Source organism: Paenibacillus nicotianae, assembly GCF_042681745.1.
GTDB classification, from domain to species: Bacteria; Bacillota; Bacilli; order Paenibacillales; family Paenibacillaceae; genus Saccharibacillus; species Saccharibacillus nicotianae.
On record NZ_JBHUGF010000010.1, the window covers coordinates 2,639,213 to 2,661,724 of the forward strand.

At 39.1% G+C, this 22,512-nt stretch carries 21 protein-coding genes; 4 read left to right on the top strand and 17 right to left on the bottom strand.

The window, feature by feature from the left end; genetic code table 11:
- Nucleotides 1–12 precede the first annotated feature (12 nt).
- The 9 genes from ACFSGI_RS15815 to cysT all read right to left on the bottom strand — a co-directional run bounded on the left by ACFSGI_RS15815 (nucleotide 13) and on the right by cysT (nucleotide 8,205).
- On the bottom strand, nucleotides 13–663 hold the full coding sequence (locus ACFSGI_RS15815; RefSeq protein ID WP_204825178.1) for an amino acid ABC transporter permease: 651 nt from the start codon (nucleotides 661–663) through the stop codon (nucleotides 13–15).
- 71 nt (nucleotides 664–734) lie between these two features.
- Nucleotides 735–1,388: an amino acid ABC transporter permease gene (locus ACFSGI_RS15820; protein ID WP_204825179.1), complete on the bottom strand. Its 654-nt coding sequence runs from the start codon at nucleotides 1,386–1,388 to the stop codon at nucleotides 735–737.
- A 114-nt stretch (nucleotides 1,389–1,502) separates the two neighbouring features.
- Nucleotides 1,503–2,345: a glutamate ABC transporter substrate-binding protein gene (locus ACFSGI_RS15825; protein ID WP_379283635.1), complete on the bottom strand. Its 843-nt coding sequence runs from the start codon at nucleotides 2,343–2,345 to the stop codon at nucleotides 1,503–1,505.
- Between the two features lie 50 nt (nucleotides 2,346–2,395).
- Nucleotides 2,396–3,124 carry an amino acid ABC transporter ATP-binding protein gene (locus ACFSGI_RS15830; RefSeq protein WP_204825180.1) on the bottom strand — a complete coding sequence of 243 codons (729 nt, stop codon included), beginning with the start codon at nucleotides 3,122–3,124 and terminating at the stop codon, nucleotides 2,396–2,398.
- Nucleotides 3,125–3,355: 231 nt separating this feature from the next.
- On the bottom strand, nucleotides 3,356–4,165 hold the full coding sequence (locus ACFSGI_RS15835; protein ID WP_204825181.1) for an MBL fold metallo-hydrolase: 810 nt from the start codon (nucleotides 4,163–4,165) through the stop codon (nucleotides 3,356–3,358).
- Nucleotides 4,166–4,385: 220 nt separating this feature from the next.
- Complete coding sequence (locus ACFSGI_RS15840; protein WP_204825686.1) at nucleotides 4,386–5,450, bottom strand: sulfate ABC transporter substrate-binding protein; 1,065 nt, start codon at nucleotides 5,448–5,450, stop codon at nucleotides 4,386–4,388.
- 75 nt (nucleotides 5,451–5,525) lie between these two features.
- Entirely contained in the window at nucleotides 5,526–6,590 is a 1,065-nt protein-coding gene (locus ACFSGI_RS15845) for a sulfate/molybdate ABC transporter ATP-binding protein (protein WP_204825182.1), read from the bottom strand.
- Between the two features lie 2 nt (nucleotides 6,591–6,592).
- A complete protein-coding gene (locus ACFSGI_RS15850; RefSeq protein WP_204825183.1) occupies nucleotides 6,593–7,390 on the bottom strand; it encodes a sulfate ABC transporter permease subunit in 798 nt (265 codons plus the stop codon).
- Nucleotides 7,390–8,205, bottom strand: a complete 816-nt coding sequence (cysT, locus tag ACFSGI_RS15855; protein WP_204825184.1) for a sulfate ABC transporter permease subunit CysT — start codon at nucleotides 8,203–8,205, stop codon at nucleotides 7,390–7,392. Before cysT ends, ACFSGI_RS15850 begins: the two co-directional genes overlap by 1 nt.
- Nucleotides 8,206–8,508: 303 nt before the next feature.
- On the opposite strand from cysT, the gene ACFSGI_RS15860 reads away from it, so the two are divergent.
- Nucleotides 8,509–8,910 (top strand): secondary thiamine-phosphate synthase enzyme YjbQ, encoded by a 402-nt coding sequence (locus ACFSGI_RS15860; RefSeq protein WP_204825185.1) that lies wholly within the window; start codon nucleotides 8,509–8,511, stop codon nucleotides 8,908–8,910.
- A gap of 223 nt (nucleotides 8,911–9,133) precedes the next feature.
- On the opposite strand, the gene ACFSGI_RS15865 is transcribed toward ACFSGI_RS15860, so the two are convergent.
- The 3 genes from ACFSGI_RS15865 to ACFSGI_RS15875 form a co-directional block, all read right to left on the bottom strand.
- A complete protein-coding gene (locus tag ACFSGI_RS15865; protein WP_204825186.1) occupies nucleotides 9,134–9,715 on the bottom strand; it encodes a TetR/AcrR family transcriptional regulator in 582 nt (193 codons plus the stop codon).
- 38 nt (nucleotides 9,716–9,753) lie between these two features.
- Nucleotides 9,754–10,395, bottom strand: coding sequence for a YigZ family protein (locus tag ACFSGI_RS15870; protein ID WP_204825187.1), 642 nt, complete (start codon nucleotides 10,393–10,395; stop codon nucleotides 9,754–9,756).
- A 190-nt stretch (nucleotides 10,396–10,585) separates the two neighbouring features.
- Nucleotides 10,586–11,941 (bottom strand): glucose-6-phosphate isomerase, encoded by a 1,356-nt coding sequence (locus tag ACFSGI_RS15875; RefSeq protein ID WP_204825188.1) that lies wholly within the window; start codon nucleotides 11,939–11,941, stop codon nucleotides 10,586–10,588.
- A 125-nt stretch (nucleotides 11,942–12,066) separates the two neighbouring features.
- Between ACFSGI_RS15875 and ACFSGI_RS15880 the strand changes: the two genes are divergently transcribed.
- Nucleotides 12,067–12,963 (top strand): NAD(P)-dependent oxidoreductase, encoded by an 897-nt coding sequence (locus ACFSGI_RS15880; RefSeq protein ID WP_204825189.1) that lies wholly within the window; start codon nucleotides 12,067–12,069, stop codon nucleotides 12,961–12,963.
- A gap of 166 nt (nucleotides 12,964–13,129) precedes the next feature.
- Here ACFSGI_RS15880 and ppnP read toward each other — a convergent pair whose 3' ends face one another.
- Together ppnP and tkt are read right to left on the bottom strand one after the other, a co-directional pair.
- A complete protein-coding gene (ppnP, locus tag ACFSGI_RS15885; protein ID WP_204825190.1) occupies nucleotides 13,130–13,441 on the bottom strand; it encodes a pyrimidine/purine nucleoside phosphorylase in 312 nt (103 codons plus the stop codon).
- Nucleotides 13,442–13,553: 112 nt separating this feature from the next.
- Nucleotides 13,554–15,614: a transketolase gene (tkt, locus tag ACFSGI_RS15890; RefSeq protein ID WP_204825191.1), complete on the bottom strand. Its 2,061-nt coding sequence runs from the start codon at nucleotides 15,612–15,614 to the stop codon at nucleotides 13,554–13,556.
- A gap of 456 nt (nucleotides 15,615–16,070) precedes the next feature.
- On the opposite strand from tkt, the gene ACFSGI_RS15895 reads away from it, so the two are divergent.
- Nucleotides 16,071–16,493, top strand: coding sequence for a hypothetical protein (locus ACFSGI_RS15895; RefSeq protein ID WP_204825687.1), 423 nt, complete (start codon nucleotides 16,071–16,073; stop codon nucleotides 16,491–16,493).
- A 337-nt stretch (nucleotides 16,494–16,830) separates the two neighbouring features.
- On the opposite strand, the gene purU is transcribed toward ACFSGI_RS15895, so the two are convergent.
- Nucleotides 16,831–17,730, bottom strand: a complete 900-nt coding sequence (gene purU, locus ACFSGI_RS15900; protein WP_204825192.1) for a formyltetrahydrofolate deformylase — start codon at nucleotides 17,728–17,730, stop codon at nucleotides 16,831–16,833.
- A gap of 148 nt (nucleotides 17,731–17,878) precedes the next feature.
- The gene (locus ACFSGI_RS15905) at nucleotides 17,879–19,000 is read right to left on the bottom strand and encodes a deoxyribonuclease IV (protein ID WP_204825193.1); all 1,122 of its coding nucleotides are present in this window, start codon (nucleotides 18,998–19,000) and stop codon (nucleotides 17,879–17,881) included.
- Between the two features lie 395 nt (nucleotides 19,001–19,395).
- On the opposite strand from ACFSGI_RS15905, the gene ACFSGI_RS15910 reads away from it, so the two are divergent.
- Nucleotides 19,396–20,298 (top strand): TIGR01777 family oxidoreductase, encoded by a 903-nt coding sequence (locus ACFSGI_RS15910; RefSeq protein ID WP_204825194.1) that lies wholly within the window; start codon nucleotides 19,396–19,398, stop codon nucleotides 20,296–20,298.
- A 234-nt stretch (nucleotides 20,299–20,532) separates the two neighbouring features.
- On the opposite strand, the gene ACFSGI_RS15915 is transcribed toward ACFSGI_RS15910, so the two are convergent.
- Complete coding sequence (locus ACFSGI_RS15915) at nucleotides 20,533–22,395, bottom strand: DUF6382 domain-containing protein (protein ID WP_204825195.1); 1,863 nt, start codon at nucleotides 22,393–22,395, stop codon at nucleotides 20,533–20,535.
- Nucleotides 22,396–22,512 lie beyond the last annotated feature (117 nt).

Here is a 22,512-nt window from a genome sequence, read left to right on the forward strand (position 1 = left end):
TAATAGTGAATATTAGGCTGTTTTTGTTTCTAATCGTTTGGAAATCAACGATAGTGCATAATTGATCACAAAATAGATCACAGCAATTAATAGCAGAATAGGAATAGGGTAATTTGAATTTTGTCCCATAATAATCTGTGCATTGTGTACCAATTCAGCTAGCGAAATAATAACAGCTAACGATGTATCTTTGAGAAGTGAAATAAACTGACTCACTAATGGTGGAACCATTTTGCGTAGTCCTTGTGGTAATACAATATGCCATAACGTTTGCATCTGTGTCAGCCCTGAAGAACGTGCTGCTTCTACCTGCCCTTTAGGAACTGAAGTTAGACCTGCACGTACAATCTCCGAGATCATCGAAGCTTCAAAAGCAGTTAACGCTACAATTGCTCCAAAGGTGATCGTCATTTTGATACCAATCTCTGGCAAGCCAAACTGTACAAACAAAATAATAAGCAATAATGGCAAATTACGCAAGACTTCTACAATAACCATCAATATCGGTGATAAAATAGGTACTCTAGCGTACCGAATCGTTCCGACAATACAGCCAATCACAAAGCTAAGTATAATCGCGATAAAGGCAACAAAAAGTGTTATTTTTAGCCCTTCCATAAGAAAGCGCAAGTTATCCGGTGAATATGCTCCTATGAAATCCATCAATTGCCCTCCTTTGGTTCCTGTGACTCTTACTTTTTATTTCTGTGTTATAGCAGATTCTATTTCAATGCTTATGAATTTTTCGCCCATTTACGTTCTAATACAGATGCTCCGTAACTCATAGGTAAGGTCAGTACAAGATAGAACATCGCTGCAAAAATATAAGTACTGAAAATGACATACGTTTCGCTACTGATTTTGTCTGAGAAGTACATCAGATCGAGACCCGCTACAATCGTAAGTACAGAAGAGTTTTTGATCAAATTGATAAATTGATTACTAAGCGGTGGAATGACTAATTTGATCGCTTGTGGCAAAATCACATGAATCATCGTCTGAATATACGTCATCCCCGCAGAGCGTGCTGCTTCGGATTGTCCTTTGGGAACCGATTGAATACCTGCACGAATCGCTTCTGCTATAAATGCCGAAGTATAGACTGTTAAGCCTAATGTTCCTGCGGCAAACCCGTCTAATTTAACTCCAATCGAAGGTAACCCCCATGAGAAAAACAACACAACAATCAAAATAGGAATATTTCGTATAAATTCAACATAAGCTGTACCGAACCACTGCAATGGCTTCACACCACTGATTCGAAAAATAGCAATAATCGTTCCTAATACAAAGCTACCAATCAAAGCCAGTACACTCGCTTTGATCGTATTCAGAAACCCTTCTAAATACAAAGGAAAATAATCGGTTAGAATTGAAAAGTCCAACATATATTCTGTACCTCCTTAGCCTGTGTATACATCATCAAACAAAAAGGTAGGCAACGATTGCCTGTTGCCCACCTTCTGTATGCATTACTAATGATCGCTTTAAGAGATCATGATTTAGGTTGTTGGCTCTTTACCAATCCATTTTTTATAAATTTCATTGTAAGATTTGTCAGCTTTCATATCTGTCAGCGCTTTATTGATTGCTTCCACCACTTTAGTTTCGCCTTTTTTCACAGCAATACCGTAAGGCTCATCTGTAAATGGCTTACCTACAACTTCATATCCTGGATCTTGCGCAGCCATACCGTACAGAATCGCATCATCTGTTGTTAAAGCATCACCTTTACCTGCTTTAAGTGCATTAAATGCATCCTGATAATTATCAAATTCCAATACCGTTACACCCGGTACTTTTTCTTCGATATTTTTGATCGATGTTGCACCTTTAGAAGCAAGTACTGTTGTATCTGCGGTTACATCTTCAATCCCTTTGATCGGGCTACCTTTTTTCACTAATAAAGATTGTCCTGCTTGGAAATAGACATCCGAGAAGTCTACTTCTTTTTTACGCTCATCAGTTATCGTCATTGTTGCGATAACCATATCGATATCTCCATTGTTAAGCATTGGGATACGTGTTTTGGATGTTACTTCTTTGAATTCAACTTTACTAGCATCTCCTAAAATACTTTTTGCTAGTGCATGAGCCATATCGATATCGAATCCTTCTACATCACCTGTAGACGGGTTTTTAAGACCGAATAATTTAGTATCATATTTGACGCCTACGATTAATTTATCGCGTTCTTTAATTTGATCTAGTAGAGCATTAGAACTTGCTGTAGAAGAGGAAGTCGGTTTGGTTACACTACATGCTCCGAGTACTGTAACAATAGCTACCATACAAGCTAACAACATGGCTAGTTTTTTCATAGTATATCTTTTCTGATTTTTCATAAGTAAATCCCCTTTTCTATGTGTTATTAGTGAACTATAAAGATAAGAAGTTAGTGATTTAATAAGCGACTCAAGAACAACTGTGCACGTTCTTCTTTTGGATTGGAGAAGAACTCTTCAGGTGTAGCTTCTTCTACAATTTTGCCTTGATCCATAAAGATCACGCGGTCTGCGACTTCGCGGGCAAATCCCATTTCATGAGTAACGACAACCATCGTCATCCCTTCTCTAGCGAGTGCTTTCATAACATCAAGTACTTCACCGACCATCTCAGGGTCTAAAGCAGAAGTCGGTTCATCAAATAACATAATTTCAGGTTTGACAGCAAGTCCTCTAGCGATAGCAACACGTTGCTGTTGTCCACCAGATAATTGCGAAGGGTACGCATTAGCTTTTTCGGCAATGCCTACTTTTTCTAAATAATACATTGCAGTCTCCGCGGCTTCTGCTTTGGATACACCTAATGCTTTGATAGGAGCCAGTGTAATATTATCGATTACTTTTTTATGAGGATACAGGTTAAAATGTTGGAATACCATCCCAATTTTACGACGAAGCTTATTGAGATCTGTTTTGCGGTCATCTACTCTTACATTGTTCACTGTTAATTGTCCGCTACTGGTATCTTCAAGACGATTGATACATCGTAGCATTGTGCTTTTACCAGAACCAGAAGGCCCGAGTACAACAACCACTTCTCCTTGTTTGACATGAAGATTAATTCCAGTCAGCACTTGAAAATCTCCATAAAACTTGTTAACTTCATGGAAGGTAATCATCATATTCCCCCTTAAAATTCCATAAATAGTATATCCTATATTTCTTCTGTTAGTTATACTTACATTTTATATAATCTTAAACTACACCTATGTAAAACTACACAATCCTACACTAATTGGTTGTAAATTTCTGTTTTATTCTAAATAATGATCATAAAAATACAAATAAACCGGTCAACAATCTACCGGTTTATCATATTTCGCTTATATGTTTACTTCTATTTCATACTCTTATTCAGACAATAATGAAGAATAATTGCCTAAATCTACAGTCATTCCTGTGCGAGCAATACTAACACTTGCAGCCAAATTCAGATCTTCACGCAAATCGACGTGATGAGACATATGGGTATAGATCGTTTCCGAAGGAACCACTTCATCGATCAGTTCAGCAGCTTCATACATATCATAGACAGAGCGAGTATGATATTCTGCTTCTTCACGAACAAAGCTTGTTCCTAAAATCAATAAATCTAACATATGCAGCGGCTTTTTCTGTTCTTCATCAAGTCCAATAGCATCCGAGCAGTATACCCAGGCAAAATCATTTTTTTCAAAACGATAAGCATACGAGTACCCATTGTGTCCATGATGTACTTTCCAGGGAGTAATACTCCAACCATTCAATTCCATACCCTGATCGTTCGCTATAAATTCAATATAACTATTTATCCATGGAAATTGCTTGCTGATAGCATCCAGCACTTCTTGTGGCGCAAATAAACGACCTTTTAATTGTTGCCAGCGACAAGCATCTGCCCATTCGGGCAAACCTCCGATATGATCAAAATGTGCATGAGTGACAATCACATCTGTAATATCTGCACGACGATTAATCATTTCCATCTGTGTTCGCCAGTCAGGCCCACAATCTAACAAAAAGTCTCCTTCAATTCCTTCCACCAGCACAGAAGATCGTAACCTCCGATTCATTCCGCCACTACGTGCTTCTTCACATACTTCACACTCACAATATACTCTCGGCACGCCCATTGCATCGCCTGTTCCCAAAAATGTTAATCGATCTACTCGTCCGTTCATTCTTATGTTCTCTCCTTGAGCGTTGCCGTCTAATATCGTTCATTATATCATTTTCTTATATCTTTCGACATATGAATCGTGACCTTTGACTTAGTTAAAAAGGTAAGGTATTTAGGTCTTGTTCTGCTTTTACCCACAAAAAAACTTCTTTAAGCGTGAAATTGGCTTCACGTAAAGAAGTTTTTTGATTTTACACCCAATAACATCTAGTTATGTTATTTTATATACCAGCTAGCACCTGATACCATATTCCACGACTAGAATATAGATTTTTACGTACTTCACTCCATCCGCCCAAATAGTTAATATCAAATAATCCTTTTGGCGTAGGATACTCACTTACGTGTTTTGCCATCACTTGCTCATTCACAGGACGGAATCCATGCTTTGCAAATATTTCTTGAGCTTCTGGTGTCCATAAATAAGCAAGAAATGCTTCAGCCACTTTGCGTGTTCCATGTTCATCTACATATCGATCTACAACTGCCGCTGGATTTTCGATCAGAATCGTATCGTCAGGGATAACAACTTCGTACTTAGCTCCTTGTGCCATTCGTGCAAGTAATTCATTTTCATACGTTACAATCACGTCACCTACACCGTATTCAAATGCCGCCATCGAGGCACGTCCACTTTTATCCAATGACTCGACATTTTGATGAACAGCTTGTAAAAAAGCTTTGGCCGCCGCAGGATCTTTTTTTCCTTCATCCCGTTCAGATTGCTTCAGACCGGCACCATAGATCGCATTAATATCCCACTGAGCACCACCGGAAGTTTTGGGATTAGGATATAACACTTTTACGCCAGGCTTGGTGAGATCATTAAAGTTATGAATACCCAGAGGATTGCCTTCGCGTGTACCTAATACAACGATAGAACGCGTAATCATCCCTTTGTGCGGTTCATCTCTCCATGTATCTTTGACCAGTCCGGCTTTGACTAATTTATCAATATCGCCTTCTAATGATAGCAAGGTAACATCTGCTTCAAATCCACCTGCAATCGCTCTGGCTTGTGTACCTGAAGCTTCATACGATTCTTGAAATTTTACATTTTGTCCTGTTTTGGCTTTCCATTCTGCTTGAAACTTGGGTAAAATCTCACCTACAGCATCTTTGGCTACACTATACGCACCAATCACTAAAGTAATATCTTTGCCATCATTGGAAACAGCACTAGCTGAAGCTGTAGAATCTGTTTCTGCTTGATGGCTACACGCTGACAAGACTACACTCATGATAAGCAGTAAAGTCAGCACCAAACGACTACGGATCACAGACATTCTCAAGCGATTGTTCTTCAAGCCCAATCCCTTCCTTTCCCGCGTTCACAGACCATACTCATATTGCTGTTGTAGTTAAATAAACATCGATAACGTATCATTTTTAAGACGGTTTTCTGCAATCCAACTTTCTTGATCATTGAATAGATATGCCCGATGCACCATCACATGTACCGATTGTCCAATTTCTAATGTTTCTTTTTCCAGTGAACGATACGTGATCAACGAATTCTGACCCACCTGTACTTCGACCAACCACTGACTTCCCCGGAAATGAAGATGTTTTACTGTTCCTGTTTCGGTAGCAGATAATAATGGGAATTCACTAGCATGTCCCACTTCAATATATTCTGGACGAATCAATGCATGAATACCTGGATGAGACTGCTCATGATCAAATCCTTTGAGCAAAGAGACTTCATCTACAATCGTTGATTCTCCGATAAAGGAAGCGACAAAAGGGGTAGAAGGTTGCTTGTAAATATCCCACGGAGTTCCTTTTTGCTCTAATCGTCCGCCGTTAATAATCATAATCTCATCGGCTACTTCGATCGCTTCATCTTGATCATGAGTCACAAAAATCGATGTAATGCCGACACGTTCAATCAATTCACGTAGCCATGTACGTAATTCTTGCCGAATCTTAGCATCAATCGCAGCAAACGGCTCATCAAGCAATAATAATTGAGGTTCAGGCGCAAGAGCTCTGGCAAAAGCAACCCGTTGTCGTTGTCCACCAGATAACTGATGCGGATAGCGATGTTCAAATCCTGCTAACCCTGTCAGTTCCACTAATTCATGTACACGTTCTTTGATTGCAGCCTTTTTCATTTTTTTCACTGTAAGACCGAAAGCAATATTATCAAATACCGTCATATGTTTGAATAGCGCATAGTTTTGAAAAACAAAACCAATCTCACGTTCTTGTGGAGGTAATTGATTTACTTTCTGTCCATGAAAAATAATATCTCCACTATCCGGTGATTCGAGTCCAGCTAGCATACGCAGAATAGATGTTTTTCCTCCACCACTTGGTCCTAACAATCCGATCAGATGCCCTTTTTGTACGTTGAAGCTAACGTCTTGTACAGCGTGAAATTGTCCAAAATGCTTATCCAGGTTACGAACTTCCAGATGCATAATCAGTGCACTCCCTTTCTCTTCTTGGCGCGTTCCATTAACAATAATAATCCTACAGAAAATACAGCCAACACCAGAGCAACTCCATTAGCAGCAGTGACATTGAAGTTCTCCATATCTTGATACACCAGCGTAGTTGCTGTTTGTGTTTTGTTAATAATATTGCCTGACACGACCAATACTGCTCCAAATTCACCCAGAGAACGTGCAACGGTCAAAATCGTACCGTAAATCACAGCCCAGCGAATTGAAGGCCAAGTGACTTTCCAAAACGTTGTCCAACTATAAGCGCCTAATGTAGAAGCTGCTTCTTCTTGATCATTTCCTAATTCTTGTAGAACCGGCATGACTTCACGCACCATTAATGGGAACGTTACAAATAGTGTTGCAATCACCATTCCGGGAAATGCATAGACTACTTTAAATCCAATCTGTTCAAAAAATGTACCAATCACCGTATCCGGCCCTAGTAATAATACAATCATCAATCCACCGATAACCGGTGAAACAGCATAAGGGAGATCGACGATACTATTGAACAATTGTCTCACTCTACGACTTAGCCATGTTCCCCGCACCAGATAAATACCCATCATAATCCCAAAAATTCCATTTAAAATCGTAACCACAATAACGATAAACCCTGTCATCATCAATGCATGTCTGGCTTCAGGACGACTTAACGCATCGATAAATCCACTGGTTCCTTTATCAAAAGCTCCTGTTGCCAGTACAGCTAAAGGAATCAAAATCAAGATGCTAAAAACGATCCATGTGAGTGGAATCCAATATTTTCTCATTAGCGTGCTCTCCTTGTCTGTACTGCATTAATCAGCCAAAGAATAAGAAAGGATAATGTTAATAAAATAACCGATACAGCGGCTGCTCCTGCTTCATTATCACTTTCTACTTCGCCAAAAATATATACAGAAGCGGTAAGCGTACGCCCTGGAATATTACCGGCTACTAGAACAACAGCTCCAAATTCAGCCAGTGCTCTTGAAAAAGCTAGCATCGCTCCACTTATAATGCCGGGTGTCATTGATGGTAGAATGACTCGAAAAAATGTATCTCGTTTAGAAGCGCCTAATGTATAAGAAGCTTCTTCTGCCGAATGATCGATCTCTTCCAACAATGGCTGGATCGCCCGAATCACAAATGGAAAAGTAACAAATACCATCGCTATAATAATCGCTGGTTGATGAAATACGAACTGAAAGCCTAAAGTATCTGCTAATTTGCCCATCCAACTGTTCGGCCCTAACAAGACGAGAATCATCAATCCTCCGACAGCAGTCGGTAAAGCAAATGGCAAATCTACAATACTATTTAATAAAGATTTTCCTGCAAAATCATAACGCACCAATACCCAAGCAGACATTGTACCGATCAACACATTAATCAACGTCGCAATCAGCGCTAATTTTAATGTTAACAAAACAGCTTTCCATGCTATAGGATCACTGATATTCTGTACAAATGCTGCCCAACCTTCTGAAAATGAGTTCACATACACTCCTGCAATCGGTAGTACAATCAATAGTAGAAAATACAATAATACGGTAGAGCGAAATCCCCAAGTCCATCCTTTATGACGCAGCAATGTACGATTCACGATACGACTCCTTTGCTTTAACCTTTATTTCCTATTAGTATACTCGGCTTTAAATCTTAGCAATACTTTAGCAAATTGTTATACCTAACGTCAATTAAAAGAGTACTTTTTGTCAAAATGGTTAATAGTCTCAAATCTATTGATATGATAAGCATTTCGTACAAAATGGGTAATAAAGAAGTAGATAGTGATTTATTTTGTGATCTGATTTTGAATCTATTTTCGCAATATTTTGTCTATTTATGTAAAATAATAACCGCTGAATATCCAATTTGAAAAAAAGCAAAGAAAGAAGGAATAATGATGCTGTATACATTGCCAATTTCCACAAGTAAACGTGATGAAATGAGAGATATTACGCGTGATGTGTCTTCTTTAATTACGCAAAGCGGGGTACAAGAAGGAATTGTAGTGATTTATTGTCCGCACACTACAGCAGGGATAGCGATTAATGAAAATGCCGATCCTGATGTCAAACACGATGTAATTATGCGACTCGATGAAGTCTATCCATGGGAGCATCCAAAATACCGTCATATGGAAGGCAATACTGCTTCTCATCTAAAGTCGATCACCACTGGCCCTTCACAAACTGTTATTATTCAAGAAGGTCGTATGCTACTTGGACGCTGGCAAGGAATTTATTTCTGTGAATTCGATGGCCCGCGCAAGCGTGAATATATGGTCAAAATTATAGCCGGTTAATTGCAAAAGGCGATCTATCCATATCTATATTGTGGATAAATCGCCTTTTGGCATTATACATTGTTGCTCTGTCATCGGTGAGAACTCTATAGGTATGTGCTAACTTGCTATAGGGAATTACCGTTTTGACAAGGGAAAGTCTTAAAGTGTACAAACCTACTTTTACTGGCGCTGAATCATTTACCTGATTCTTATTGGTATCAGCAATCATTGTATTGTCCCTTCACAGTACACGACATAATGTCTTGACATGGGCAATAACAGCCGGCTTAATTTCATCATATCCAACACGATCTTGAATATAATACGAAATAAAACCATGAATCGATAAAAATAAACTAAGTGGCACAGTATTCATTGCTTCAACGGTATGAGTGGAAGTGTTCATAGATTGACGGATGATAGAAGCAAATAAATCAAAACATCGTGCTTGTTCTGCACGACAATAACTTAGCAATTCTTCATCTCGTGTCATAAACATAATTTCATACTGATGTGCATTATCCAGACCGAACCGAATAAATTCGATCAACAAAAGTTCTACTTTGCTCCATTCTCCATGTTCAGGTTTGTCTTTGACCTCTCTAAACAACACACACAGATGATCAAAATCTTCCATCACAATCGCATAAAACAATTCTGCTTTTTCTTTAAAATGATAATACAACGAACCATGACTATACCCCAAATGTTGACCAATACTCCGCATTGAAATTGCCCGATATCCTTTGGTGACGAACAGATGTCTGGCAGCTTCGAGAATTCTTTCTCTGGATAATTCTTGTTCTACCGCTCTTCGTGCCATGATTACGATTCTCCTTCAAGCATTTTGCATAGTCTGATTCAAAATGCAGCTTCGATAAAGTAACGCTGTTCACCTTCAGTGATCACAGATTGTCCCTGTGTAATATCAGTGATCCATGCTTTAAATGCTTCGGCTTCACTGGCTACAGGTAAGCAGTTCATAATCACTTTATCGGTAAAATCAGTCTCGGCTGTGCGAATACCGCGATTTCGCAATTCATTTTCTACTTTGCCGAGCCAGGTGTAATCCAATTCTACTGCAACTTCTTGATGAAGTATACGAGTAATTGCTTCTCCTGCTTCAATCGCTGCTACAGCGCCGTCTGTATACGCACGAATCAGTCCTCCTGCGCCTAACATAATCCCTCCAAAATAACGAGTAACTACTATCACTACATCTTGAAGTTGTTGATTTTTGATCACTTCTAAGATCGGCTTACCTGCTGTACCGCTTGGTTCTCCATCGTCTGATTGACGTTGGATCTCTGCGCGTGAACCAATCAAATAAGCAGAGCAATTATGAGTCGCATTCCAGTGTTGCTTTTTAATTCGCTCTATAAAAGCGATCGCTTCTTCTTCAGTTTGTACAGGCATCACATGCCCTAGAAAACGAGATTTTTTAATCACGATTTCTTTGACACCTTCTTGCTTGACTGTACGATACCGTTCCGGTTTATCCATGTTATCCCCACTTTATTCATTAGACACTATACTATTCTGCGATCATGCCAACAATATGTAATACAGAATACCACTTGTGTTTCCAAAGATATAATACACTATATTTAAGTATCAAGAAAGCAGTTCCCTGACATCACTGTCAAAGAACTGCTTTCCCGTATTGATTTATTCTATTTTAACTTAAAGTGACTTATTCGGAAAGTCTTGCTTCAAGTTCTGCTTTTTGTTTTTCAAATCCTGGTTTACCTAGCAATGCAAACATATTCTTTTTGTAAGCTTCTACGCCTTCTTGGTCAAATGGATTTACACCTGACAAGTAACCGCTAATTCCGCAAGCTTTTTCAAAGAAATACACAAGGTATCCGAAAGAATATGGTGTTTGATCTTCGATATTTACAATCAAGTTAGGTACTTGACCATCAGTATGTGCAAGTAGTGTACCCTGGAATGCTTTTTTGTTTACAAAATCAAGTGTTTTGCCTGTTAAGAAGTTCAAACCATCCAAGTCATCTGGATCAGATTCGATCGTAATATGGCTAGCTACATTTTCAACTTGTACTACGGTTTCGAAAATGTTACGGCTACCATCTTGGATAAATTGACCCATAGAGTGTAAGTCTGTAGAGAAATCAACTGCTGCCGGGAAAATACCTTTGAAGTCTTTACCTTCACTTTCGCCGAATAGTTGTTTCCACCATTCAGATACGAAGTGCAAGGAAGGCTCATAGTTTACCAAAATCTCAATCGCTTTACCTTTGCGGTACAAAGCGTTACGTACTGCTGCATATTGGTAGCTTTCGTTTTCAGCAACATTAGGATTGCTGTATTCTTTCGCTGCATCTGCTGCACCTTGCATCATTTCTTCAATATTGATACCTGCTGTCGCGATAGGCAACAATCCTACAGGAGTCAATACAGAGTAACGTCCACCGACATCATCAGGAATCACGAATGTTTCGTAACCTTCTGCATCAGCCAATGTTTTCAAAGCGCCTTTTGCGCGGTCAGTTGTTGCATAGATGCGTTTTTTGGCTTCTTCTTTACCATATTTTTTCTCTAGTTCTGCGCGGAAAATACGGAAAGCAATCGCTGGCTCTGTTGTTGTACCTGATTTGGAGATAACATTGACAGAGAAATCTTTACCTTCAATATTTTCAAGCAATTGGTTTACATACGTAGAACTGATATTGTTACCTGCGAAATAAATTTCAGGTGTTTTGCGTTTGTCTTTAGGTAGTGTGTTGTAGAACGAATGAGTTAACATTTCGATCGCTGCACGAGCACCCAAGTACGAACCACCGATACCGATAACGATCAATACTTCGGAGTCGCTTTGGATTTTTGTTGCTGCTTTTTGAATGCGAGCAAATTCTTCTTTATCGTAAGCTGTAGGCAAATCAATCCATCCTAAGAAATCAGAACCTGCGCCTGTGCCGTTATGCAATTGTTCGTGAGCCAAACGAATCGGCTCTGCAAAATAATCCACTTCGTGTTGAGCGACAAAAGAAAGAGCGTTACTGTAATCAAATTTAACTGTTTTAGCCATAATATTGTTACCCTCCCAAAATAAATTATAATACGGTCCCATACCCAATATGCTAGTGAACATGCTACACTAAATGGATAAGTATAGATGTTCTAACTCACTTACGATATGGAGGAAATCAAGCGATGAAAAAAATTGGATTTATTGGCCTCGGCACGATGGGTCTACCTATGGCAGCCAATCTGCTCAAAGCAGGTTATACCTTAACTGTATACAATCGTACAGCATCCAAAGCAGAATCTCTAGTTCAGCAAGGAGCCCATCAAGTACATACTCCGCGCGAAGCAGCGACAGATCAAGATATGGTCATCACAATCATTAGCGATGATGCTTCGATTGTTGATGTGTACGAAGGTGAAGATGGTATTTTACAAGCTGTCCAAAACGGATTAACGGTTATGGATTGCAGTACCATTTCTCCATCTTTAGTAAAACAACTGTCCACTTCGATTACAGACAAAGGCGGTCAATTTCTAGATGCTCCTGTAACCGGTAGCGAACCTGCTGCTATTGATGGAACACTTGTATTTATGGTTGGCGGTGACCCACACGTTATCGACGCTCATCAAGATGTATTTGAGACACTAGGTCGCAAAGTGATTCCGATGGGCGCTAACGGTAGCGGTGCAACTGCCAAATTGGCTCATAATACAATTGTAGGTATTCATACGGTAGCTCTTGCTGAAGCTTTTGCTGTAGCCGCTAAAGGCGGTATCGATCCATCGGCTTTTTATGAACTGGTACGTATGGGCGCGGCTGGAAGTCGCACTGCTGAACTCAAAGGTCAAAAAATTATCGATGGTGATTATACCAACCAATTTTCACTCGCATTAATGCTCAAAGACCTCAAACTCGCCTCTGTGCTTAACGATACCAACGGTGTACCTTCACCAATGCTAAATCTGGCAAAAAGTATGTTCCAGATCGGGCAAACCAAAGGATATGGTGATGACGATCTTTCAGTTATCGCTAAATGCTATGAAGAATGGATCGGGCAAACGATCAACGGCAAAGAACTGTAATCCGATATTCATAGTACAGTATAACGGTATTTCATTGTCTTTCGCATGATGTATCGCACAGGTGATAGATCGCTTGATTAGGTATGAAAAGGGTAAGTTCTCAGTATGATTTATACTGATGAGCTTGCCTTTTTTTGCTGCTATTTTTTTATGCTACCTACAATCATTAAGCATAAGAGCAACAGTAATCAGTGACAACAGCAATCTCAAGTTTGAACTTTGTATGAGCAGGCACTTCAAATGTAGCCTGTCCTTTAATATCTAACCATTCTTCGGTATCTGGTAACAGGACACGAAGTTCGCCCGACAGAATTTCCATCGTTTCGTGTTGATCTGTACCAAATTCATAAGAGCCTGGCAACATAATCCCTAACGTAATTTTGCTACCATCTGGCAAAATCACAGCACGACTTGTTACTTTGCCTTCATAATAAATATTAGCTTCTTTGATTACTGTAACCTGTTCTAATTGCGTCATAGATTCAGACCGCTCCCCTGCTCATCATTTGAAATATAGACCTGAAAATAGTTATAAAAAGGTGCAGAAATGGCGCTTTGCCAACTTCTGCACCTTTAACAGTACTTTATAATTATTTAGACAATAGACCTTTAACATGTTGAACAACGTTCTCAACAGTAAAGCCATATTCAGCCATTACGCGATCTCCTGGAGCCGAAGCACCGAAAGTTGTAATTCCGATGATTCCACCTTTGTCACCCACATAACGTTCCCAACCGAAAGTTTGAGCCATTTCGATAGCAAGACGTGGTTTAACATCAGGCAACAATACAGAATCTTTGTAAGCTTGGTCTTGTTGTTCGAACAATTCCCAGCTTGGCATACTGATAACACGTACTTCGATACCTTCAGATGCTAATGCTTCTTGAGCACGAACAGCCAATTGTACTTCAGAACCTGTTGCAATCAATTGTGCTACTGGTTGTCCCGCTTTAGCATCAGATACCACATAAGCACCTTTTTTGATGTTTTGACGAGAATGTTCTACAGTACCTTCCAAGATCGGCAAGTTTTGACGAGTCAATACAAGCGCGATAGGACCTTTTTGGTTTTCCATAGCATGAGCCCAAGCAGCAGATGTTTCGTTACCATCAGCAGGACGAATCACTGTCAAACCTGGAATAATGCGTAGAGAAGCCAATTGCTCGATCGGTTCGTGGGTAGGACCATCTTCACCAACAGCAATACTATCATGAGTCAATACATACGTTACAGGCAAGCCCATAAGAGCAGCCAAACGTACAGCAGGACGCAAGTAATCTGTAAATACGAAGAATGTACCACCGAAGATTTTAACGCCTGTATGAAGAGCAATACCGTTCATTGCCGCAGCCATACCGAATTCACGTACTCCGTAATAAATGTTACGACCAGCATAACTTTCAGGAGTAAAGCTATCCAAACCGTTCAAGTGAGTCATTGTTGAACTCTCAAGGTCAGCAGAACCGCCTGCTAATTGAGGAACACCATTGATTAGACCATTCAACGCATTACCAGAAGCTACACGAGTCGAAACTGCTTTGTCTTCTGTAGTGTAATGAGGAAGTTCTTTATCCCAACCTTCGCTTAATTCGCCAGCAATAACGGTTTCGAATTGAGCAGCTAGCTCAGGGTTAGCTTTTTTGTATTCAGCAAATTTCTCGTTCCATGCATTGTTCGCTTCTACACCACGCTCTTTTACTTTAGCGAAATGTTCACGAACTTCGTCTGGTACGTAGAAATCTTCTTCATAAGTCCACTCGTAAGCTGCTTTAGTCAATTTCGCTTCAGCAGAACCTAGCGGAGAACCATGAGTACCACCGTGACCGCCGATACCTTGTTTGTTCGGGCTACCATAACCGATCACTGTTTTTACTTCGATCAATGTTGGACGAGAAAGATCAGCTTTTGCTTCTTCCAAAGCAGCCGCAAGTGCAGGAAGATCGTTACCGTCTTCTACACGAATCACTTGCCATCCATAAGCTTTATAACGGTCTTCTACATTTTCAGAGAAAGAAAGACCAGCTTTACCATCCAATGTAATATCATTGGAATCGTACATCATGATCAATTTACCCAATTTCATATGACCAGCCATAGAAGCTGCTTCACTAGAAACGCCTTCCATCATATCGCCATCACCACAGATAGCATATGTGAAGTGGTCGACTACATTGAAGTTACCTTTGTTGTAAGTCGCTGCCAAATGAGCTTCAGCAATCGCCATACCTACAGCCATACCTACACCTTGACCTAGAGGTCCAGTTGTAGCATCAACACCAACAGTATGACCAAACTCAGGGTGACCTGGAGTTTTACTGCCCCATTGACGGAACTGTTTGATTTCGTCCATTTCCAAGCCATAGCCGGAAAGGTGTAGCAAGCTGTACAATAGCATAGAACCATGTCCAGCAGAAAGTACAAAACGGTCACGGTTGATCCAAGTAGGATTAGCCGGGTTATGTGTCATTGTTTTTGCAAATAATTGGTAGCCCATTGGTGCAGAACCCATCGGCATACCAGGATGTCCAGAATTCGCTTTTTCGATAGCATCGATGGAAAGCGTACGGATTGTTGAAATCGCCAGATTATCCACGTTGGAGTTCTCTGCTTTGCTTATACTTTGTTCTTGCTCTTGTTTCTTGTCAGTCATGTTAATCCTCCTCATTCTTCTTGGTAAAGCGAGGTGCTTGAGATTATATTTCATCTGAATATCAGATCTTAGCAAAGTTGCAAATGAAATAAATCCTCTTGAGTCTTTCAATTTGACTTATTAGCCTTCAACCATTGTAACACTTGTTTGAGAAGTTTGCCAGAACGTTATTTAACTTCATCCTTATTTATACCCAAACTGGCTATAACGAAAAGGAAGTTGCGTATTTAGTTTTGTAAAAATACAGTTTATTTTATCTTTTCAAGTCTATTCAGTAGACATTTTTTCCTTAGATCAATTTCGAGTAAATCATATAATGGTAAGCACTACAGCAACATATTTTTCTTTGTAACTATCATTGTTTATTTGATCAGACTAAGTTGCGCTGTTGATTCCAAGCGCTAAGGAAATGAGGTTTTGACTATAAAGCAGCAACGCATATGGATAGTTGAATGTATGTATGGATTATTATTGGGTTTGATCAGCGGTTTTGTTTTAGGATTCTTTTTGAAATGGATTCAATATGTCACCGGTTCGTTAGTCTATACACTTTTATTGAATATAGATTTTGTTCCTTTTTTGCCAGAGCGGTTGCCTGAACCGATTGAATTTGCTTTACACCTTTTCGTAGCGATCATTATTGCTTGGATCTATAGTCTATGGATTCGAATATCGCCACATCCTTGGAAGTACGGTATATATATTGGTGTTGCTTCTTCTCTTTTATTTATTCCGTTAACATTGATGTCGGATCGAGTTCCAGAGATTACAGATATCGTCGCTTACGGTTACTGGTTAGCAGGTCATTTGTTATACGGATTGTCTTTAGGATTCATGGGAACATTACTATTGAAGCGCCAAAATAGGCAAAAACAATAACTTTTATATTAGCCTTGTTTTGTATAAATGGGCGATGACTATGCTGGCTGTTCTTGTTAGATTTTTTTTATGTAATCGAATTACTTTCGCAATTGCTTTTCGTATAAAGCGGTAATTATATTCTTTTTAGTATTGTTTTTTTAGTGTTGTTCTTTCAGTATTGTTCTTTTTAGCATACTGTATCTGTATTAACAGAGCATTAACGGAGCAACAAAAAAAGCACGAATGACCTTCTGCTAGATAATAGCAAAAATCATTCGTGCTTTTGACATATTTATACTATAGCTTGCGATATACTTTTATACATTGAACAAGAAATCATTACAATGAAAAAAGATTAATTAAAAACGACTGTTTTGTTTTGATGTACCAGCACACGATCTTCTGTATGCCACTCTACTGCACGCGCCAATACTACACGCTCAATTGTACGACCAATACGCTTCAATTCACTCACATTATCGCTATGACTTACACGCTGTACGTCTTGCTCAATAATAGGCCCACCATCAAGCTCTTCTGTTACATAGTGAGCGGTTGCGCCAATAATCTTAACACCACGATCATAAGCTTGGGCATACGGCTTACCACCTACAAATGCAGGTAAGAAAGAGTGATGAATATTGATAATCCGATTACGGAAATGTTCAATAAACAATGGTGAAATGATCTGCATATAACGAGCAAGTACGATCAAGTCGATATCTGAGCCGATCACTTCTAATTGCTTTTGCTCTGCTTCTTTTTTCGTATCCGCAGTGACCGGAATATGATGGAAAGGAATACCGAACGATTCCACATAGCTACGCATATCGTTATGATTACTGATCACCATAGCAATATCTGCATCCAGATCACCTGCTTGCCAGTGCCACAGCAATTCCACCAGACAATGATCTTCTTTTGAGACAAAAATCGCTAGTCTTTTTTTGCGACTCACCTGATTAATCGTCCATTCCATTTTGAACTGATCTCCTACTGCTTGAAAATCACTTTCAAGTGCAGGTAGATTTTTGCTAAGTTCAGGTAGATCAAATTCGACACGCATAAAGAACATACCGCCTGCTGGATTCATTGTATATTGATCGGATTGAACAATATTTGCTCCATGTTCAAATAAAAAGCGTGATACCGCAGCTACGATCCCAGGGCCATCTGGACAAGAAATCAGCATACGGGCGCGATTTTCTTGTTGTTCTTCTCTTGCAGTTTGATTTTGTTTAACATGTACTTCCATTGAATCTTCGTTCCCCCTTCAAATATCTTATATTACAATCTATGTCATGATGCTAAGAAAGTAAATATATTTATTCAAATTTATTAATATTCATTCAATCTAATATATGGTTGCATCACTTTGGATAGCATTATATATACATTTGATGTTATGAAAGGATACTTTTTCCTGCGAAATAAGCAGTTAAGCGATGATTCAATGCTTCTTCACTCAACTCGGTAAATAATCCTTCAGCAATCACCATATCGTATAGTCGTTCCATCGGTTCACGCGGGTCTGCTTTACGAGCCTTGGCATCACTTTTCAGCATCTCCCATGTTTCCAAAATATATGGACGTGCTTGAATATTTTGCCCTTCAAAGAAATGATGCAATTTTTCTACATCTTCTAAAAACCCTGCGCCAAATCGACCTGTCACATCACCACGTAACAAAGCTATCTCTGCTTCATACATCGGACGCTGTGTTTTAGCATCTTTACCGATCCAAGGCGTTTCCAGGATAAATGGACGACCTTTCAACTGATCATGATGAACAATACGGCTAAGCGCTTCATAACCGATCCATCCAGATCCAAGTGTGGTATGACGATCCTTACCTGCGCCTGTTGGATTTTTACTATCATTGATATGCATAACAGTTAAACGATCCAAACCAATCAGACGATCAAATTTCTCAAGCACTCCATCAAAATCATTAATCAGATCATAACCAGCATCATGGGTATGACAAGTATCGAAACAAATCGTTAATCGTTCATTATGAGGTACCATATCAATAATCTGCGCGATTTCTTCAAAGCTACGTCCTACTTCTGTTCCTTTACCCGCCATTGTTTCTAAAGCGATATTCACATCGGTTTCAGACACACCAGCTAATACTTTTTCCAGACCTTCTGCAATACGCTTAATACCAAATTCAGCATCCATATCTGTAAAAGCACCTGGATGCAGCACGATATTGCGTACCCCAATTTGATGCGTACGGCGAATTTCTTCTTGTAGAAAATCAACAGCCAATTCATAAATATTTTCTTTATACGAACCTAAATTAATAATATAAGGGGCGTGTACAACAATTTCTTCAACGCCCATCGTTTGCATTTTTTCTTTTCCTTCTTCAATAAATAACGTATCTATAGGTTTACGGCGCGTATTTTGTGGCGCTCCGGTATATATCATAAATGAGCTTGAGCCATATGTATCTGCCTCATTCGCTGCACTAAGTAACCCTTTACTGGAAAGTGATACATGAGAACCAATCTTTAACATAGTGTATTTCCTCCTTAGTGTTCCGCTATTCGCGAATCTCACCTATTTTAACGTGAATACCAAAATAAATCTAGAAATAGCTGTACTTTTCATCTTAAATTCATCGTCTACTGATCAGATCACCTGTAGTAATTATGGGTAATGATTGTATAGAAGAATAATTAATGCTTAATATCAGTCGAATAAGATTAATCTATCTTATATAGATAACTATATTGGCTATATAGTTAGATTCATTTTTGGATATAATCATGCATTTTCAATAAAGATGATATAGAAAAAGAGCCTATAGAATCGAACAAACATAATAAATAGTGTTGCATTAGACAGACTCTATTATATGCGCAATGTACAGAACATAGTGAACCCACTTTAGATTAAACAGGAGGATTTATATGAATATTGTTGTTTGTGGAGGTACAGGTTTAGTAGGCCGTCATCTGGTTACATTTTGGCTGCAAGAAAATCACGATCTTACAGTAGTGAGTCGTAAAATTCCAGATACATCCAAATCTAATCCGGCTGTTCATTATATAACCTGGAACGATATGGAAAATAACCCTACTCAACTAGAAGGGGTAGACGTTATTGTTAATCTTTCGGGAGAGACACTGAATCAAAGATGGACAACCAAAACCAAACTTGAATTAGTAGAATCAAGAATGAGAACAGTCAATATCGTTTCCAAAACAGTCGAAGCATTAAAGAAAAAACCAGAAGTCGTTGTTCAAGCGAGTGCTATGGCAATCTATGGTACTTCTGATACAGAAACATTTGATGAAAATAGCCCTAAAAGAACAATGAACTTTCCTTCTAGTCTTGCAGAGCAATGGGAAGCTGTAGCCGATAGTATCAAAGGTGTACGTCTTATCAAGCTGAGAGTCAGTATTGTACTCGACAAACACAAAGGTGCATACCCGATGATGAGATTACCTTATATCCTTATGGCTGGTGGAAAATTAGGATCAGGGAAACAGTGGAATTCATGGATTCATATAGATGATATGGTTAGATTGATCGACTTCTGCGTTAAAAATAAAGCGATTGAAGGCCCGGTTAACGCCTCTTCTCCTAATCCTGTACGGTATGCTGATCTGGGCAAAACGATTGCTAAAGTTACTCATCGTCCATACTGGTTCCACGTTCCAAGCATTGCGCTCAAACCGACATTAGGTGAAATGTCTGACATTTTACTAGACGGACAACGTGTTATTCCTAAAAAAGCTCTGGATCATGGATTTACTTTTCTTTTCCCTGAGATACACGGTGCTTTGGAACATATCGAAAAAACACAGTAACTGATCTACTATTTAGCAATACATGTTACGACTACAGGTCTGGAATAAGGTATTATTTACTTATTTTGTTGTTTACTTATACTGATGACTGGTATACGTTGGAAAAAATAAAGGCGATTTCTTTAACATCCTTTAAAGAAATCGCCTTTTTGCTGTATTGATTTACAGTTTACCTTTTATCATTTATTAATAATATAGGCACATATTTTTAGAAATCATTATTTTCAAAAAATATTATCCTAATCGTAATGTATAGACTGCTTGTGCAATCGTAAAAGAATCACCTTCATGTAAAGGATACTCTTTATACGGTACGATTGGCTCTCCTTTTAACATTGTTCCATTACGTGAACTCAAATCTTTGATCGTAATCTGCTGATCGCTAATTTCTAATTCTACATGATTACGTGAAGTTCCAGTCGACTTTTCCAAATAGTGAACACCTTCGGCAGCTCTGCCAATAATAAAGCTTCCTCGTGTTAAGCGTACAGGCTCCATCTGCATCGTTCCATTTTCTCTACGTTCTAAATATCCTGTAAATGGTTGTACTCCTGAAGGACTATAACCTTGATCCGCAGAAGCATCTTGCCCTAACAAAACAGTCGCCATATGAGGAGAAAGCATTTCTGTACTATGATGAGACGAATGCTGTGAATAACTATCTTCATGATAATTCGGTATCGATGGAGATTGGGATGAACGACCAAACTCTACGGGTGAACCTGTATCAGAATAAGCACCTGGCTGTTGTTCATATCCACTCTGCATCGAATTTTGACTACGAATAGGTGATTGTACTGGTGTATCCGAACCAAAAATAGCAGCAATATTTTCATCTCGCCAACGCATTGGATCAGGTGCTGGCGTAGAAGATATAGTTGCTGAAGCCATTGCTCCACCCCCGCCTGCTAACACCGGATCTGCTTGCCAGCGCCAACTTTCATTTCCATCTTCTTCAGTCTTTTTATGACGAACAAAAGAAGGCATTTTAAGACCATTTTGAAGTGGAGATTTACCTTTCAAGATCATATATATAACTAAAGCAATCGCTACAGTCAAAGCTGCACAGCCGTATAACATAAAATCATTGCTGTGCGAAAGGTATCCAAATTTCCAGATCATAGCGGTTACTAAAGCTCCTCCTGCTAGCAAATATGTGCGATGTGCTGAAGGCATAGGTTGTACTTCCTCATCGGTGCTAGATACTGTAGAAGATGCTAGATTGTTATCTTTACCTTTTTTTGCTGACTGGTGATTCTGATTGCTTTGTACAGAAGAAGCAACCGTTTCTGAGGGAGACACTCTTTTTTTCTTATTTTGCATATGTTGTAAGATCGGATTAGTCGCAGGTTGAGATAGATTATTCATGTCTTGTTGGTATTTGGGATGAGCTCCTAATGGCTCTTGTGACGGTATCGCATTTGAAAACGGTGGAACTTGTTTATTGCGTAACTCTGCCGGATCAATCCATTTTGAAGTAGGAGCATGAGTAGGTTGAGGAGTAAGGTCGATCATTTGCTGTGGATTGCCAAGTAACTCCAGCAACAACATTTTGATGCCTTTGATCGTAAAATCTTCTGCATGACAATAACGCAAAATTCGCTGAATCTGATTGCCGCTCAATTCAGCTACAGAAGTCATCCATCTTGATGCCAACTGACTCAAAACTATCTGTACAGGTTCTTCATTTAATGTCTCCATCACTGGAATATATGTAAAATGTAATGTTCCTGCCTGCAACGAACCTTCTACAAAAATATATTCTTCATCCAGTACATAATTGGTCATCGACAACATATGCTGACTACTTTCTTCCAGTGTAGTAACCACTTGTAATAACAATCCTAAATACTCTGCAATCCCCATCATTTCACCTTGCATACAGTGTTTAAGCATACGTTTACCTGTAATATCATAACGTAGTACAGCTTGTAGATCGACTTCCTGTAAATGAAGCTGAAGCACTCCCCGAATACGAGAAGCCAGCATCATTCCTGTCTGTGCTTTACTCAAATCGATATGTTGAAATCCTTGCTCACGACCTACAATCATATATGTTTTGCCATCTTGTACAAAATCCTGTGTTAACTGTTGCATAATAATGTATGCCTCCTTGCTTTCTATACTAGATATTTATTTCAAGATAAATTGTATTTGATATTCGTTCAAACTTTTCTACATTCCATTTTCTATGCAAACTTTAAAGTGATGAAA

Excerpts from the sequence above, each read along its gene's own strand:
- ACFSGI_RS15850 (WP_204825183.1), bottom strand. The coding sequence starts at position 7,390 with ATGAGAAAATATTGGATTCCACTCACATGGATCGTTTTTAGCATCTTG.
- ACFSGI_RS15870 (WP_204825187.1), bottom strand. The coding sequence starts at position 10,395 with ATGGATAAACCGGAACGGTATCGTACAGTCAAGCAAGAAGGTGTCAAA.
- ppnP (WP_204825190.1), bottom strand. The coding sequence starts at position 13,441 with ATGACGCAATTAGAACAGGTTACAGTAATCAAAGAAGCTAATATTTAT.
- ACFSGI_RS15915 (WP_204825195.1), bottom strand. The coding sequence starts at position 22,395 with ATGCAACAGTTAACACAGGATTTTGTACAAGATGGCAAAACATATATG.
- ACFSGI_RS15830 (WP_204825180.1), bottom strand. The coding sequence starts at position 3,124 with ATGATTACCTTCCATGAAGTTAACAAGTTTTATGGAGATTTTCAAGTG.
- ACFSGI_RS15905 (WP_204825193.1), bottom strand. The coding sequence starts at position 19,000 with ATGTTAAAGATTGGTTCTCATGTATCACTTTCCAGTAAAGGGTTACTT.
- ACFSGI_RS15820 (WP_204825179.1), bottom strand. The coding sequence starts at position 1,388 with ATGTTGGACTTTTCAATTCTAACCGATTATTTTCCTTTGTATTTAGAA.
- ACFSGI_RS15840 (WP_204825686.1), bottom strand. The coding sequence starts at position 5,450 with ATGTCTGTGATCCGTAGTCGTTTGGTGCTGACTTTACTGCTTATCATG.
- ACFSGI_RS15865 (WP_204825186.1), bottom strand. The coding sequence starts at position 9,715 with ATGGCACGAAGAGCGGTAGAACAAGAATTATCCAGAGAAAGAATTCTC.
- ACFSGI_RS15910 (WP_204825194.1), top strand. The coding sequence starts at position 19,396 with ATGAATATTGTTGTTTGTGGAGGTACAGGTTTAGTAGGCCGTCATCTG.
- ACFSGI_RS15815 (WP_204825178.1), bottom strand. The coding sequence starts at position 663 with ATGGATTTCATAGGAGCATATTCACCGGATAACTTGCGCTTTCTTATG.
- ACFSGI_RS15860 (WP_204825185.1), top strand. The coding sequence starts at position 8,509 with ATGCTGTATACATTGCCAATTTCCACAAGTAAACGTGATGAAATGAGA.
- ACFSGI_RS15880 (WP_204825189.1), top strand. The coding sequence starts at position 12,067 with ATGAAAAAAATTGGATTTATTGGCCTCGGCACGATGGGTCTACCTATG.
- purU (WP_204825192.1), bottom strand. The coding sequence starts at position 17,730 with ATGGAAGTACATGTTAAACAAAATCAAACTGCAAGAGAAGAACAACAA.
- ACFSGI_RS15895 (WP_204825687.1), top strand. The coding sequence starts at position 16,071 with ATGTATGGATTATTATTGGGTTTGATCAGCGGTTTTGTTTTAGGATTC.
- ACFSGI_RS15825 (WP_379283635.1), bottom strand. The coding sequence starts at position 2,345 with ATGAAAAATCAGAAAAGATATACTATGAAAAAACTAGCCATGTTGTTA.
- ACFSGI_RS15845 (WP_204825182.1), bottom strand. The coding sequence starts at position 6,590 with ATGCATCTGGAAGTTCGTAACCTGGATAAGCATTTTGGACAATTTCAC.
- ACFSGI_RS15835 (WP_204825181.1), bottom strand. The coding sequence starts at position 4,165 with ATGAACGGACGAGTAGATCGATTAACATTTTTGGGAACAGGCGATGCA.
- tkt (WP_204825191.1), bottom strand. The coding sequence starts at position 15,614 with ATGACTGACAAGAAACAAGAGCAAGAACAAAGTATAAGCAAAGCAGAG.
- ACFSGI_RS15875 (WP_204825188.1), bottom strand. The coding sequence starts at position 11,941 with ATGGCTAAAACAGTTAAATTTGATTACAGTAACGCTCTTTCTTTTGTC.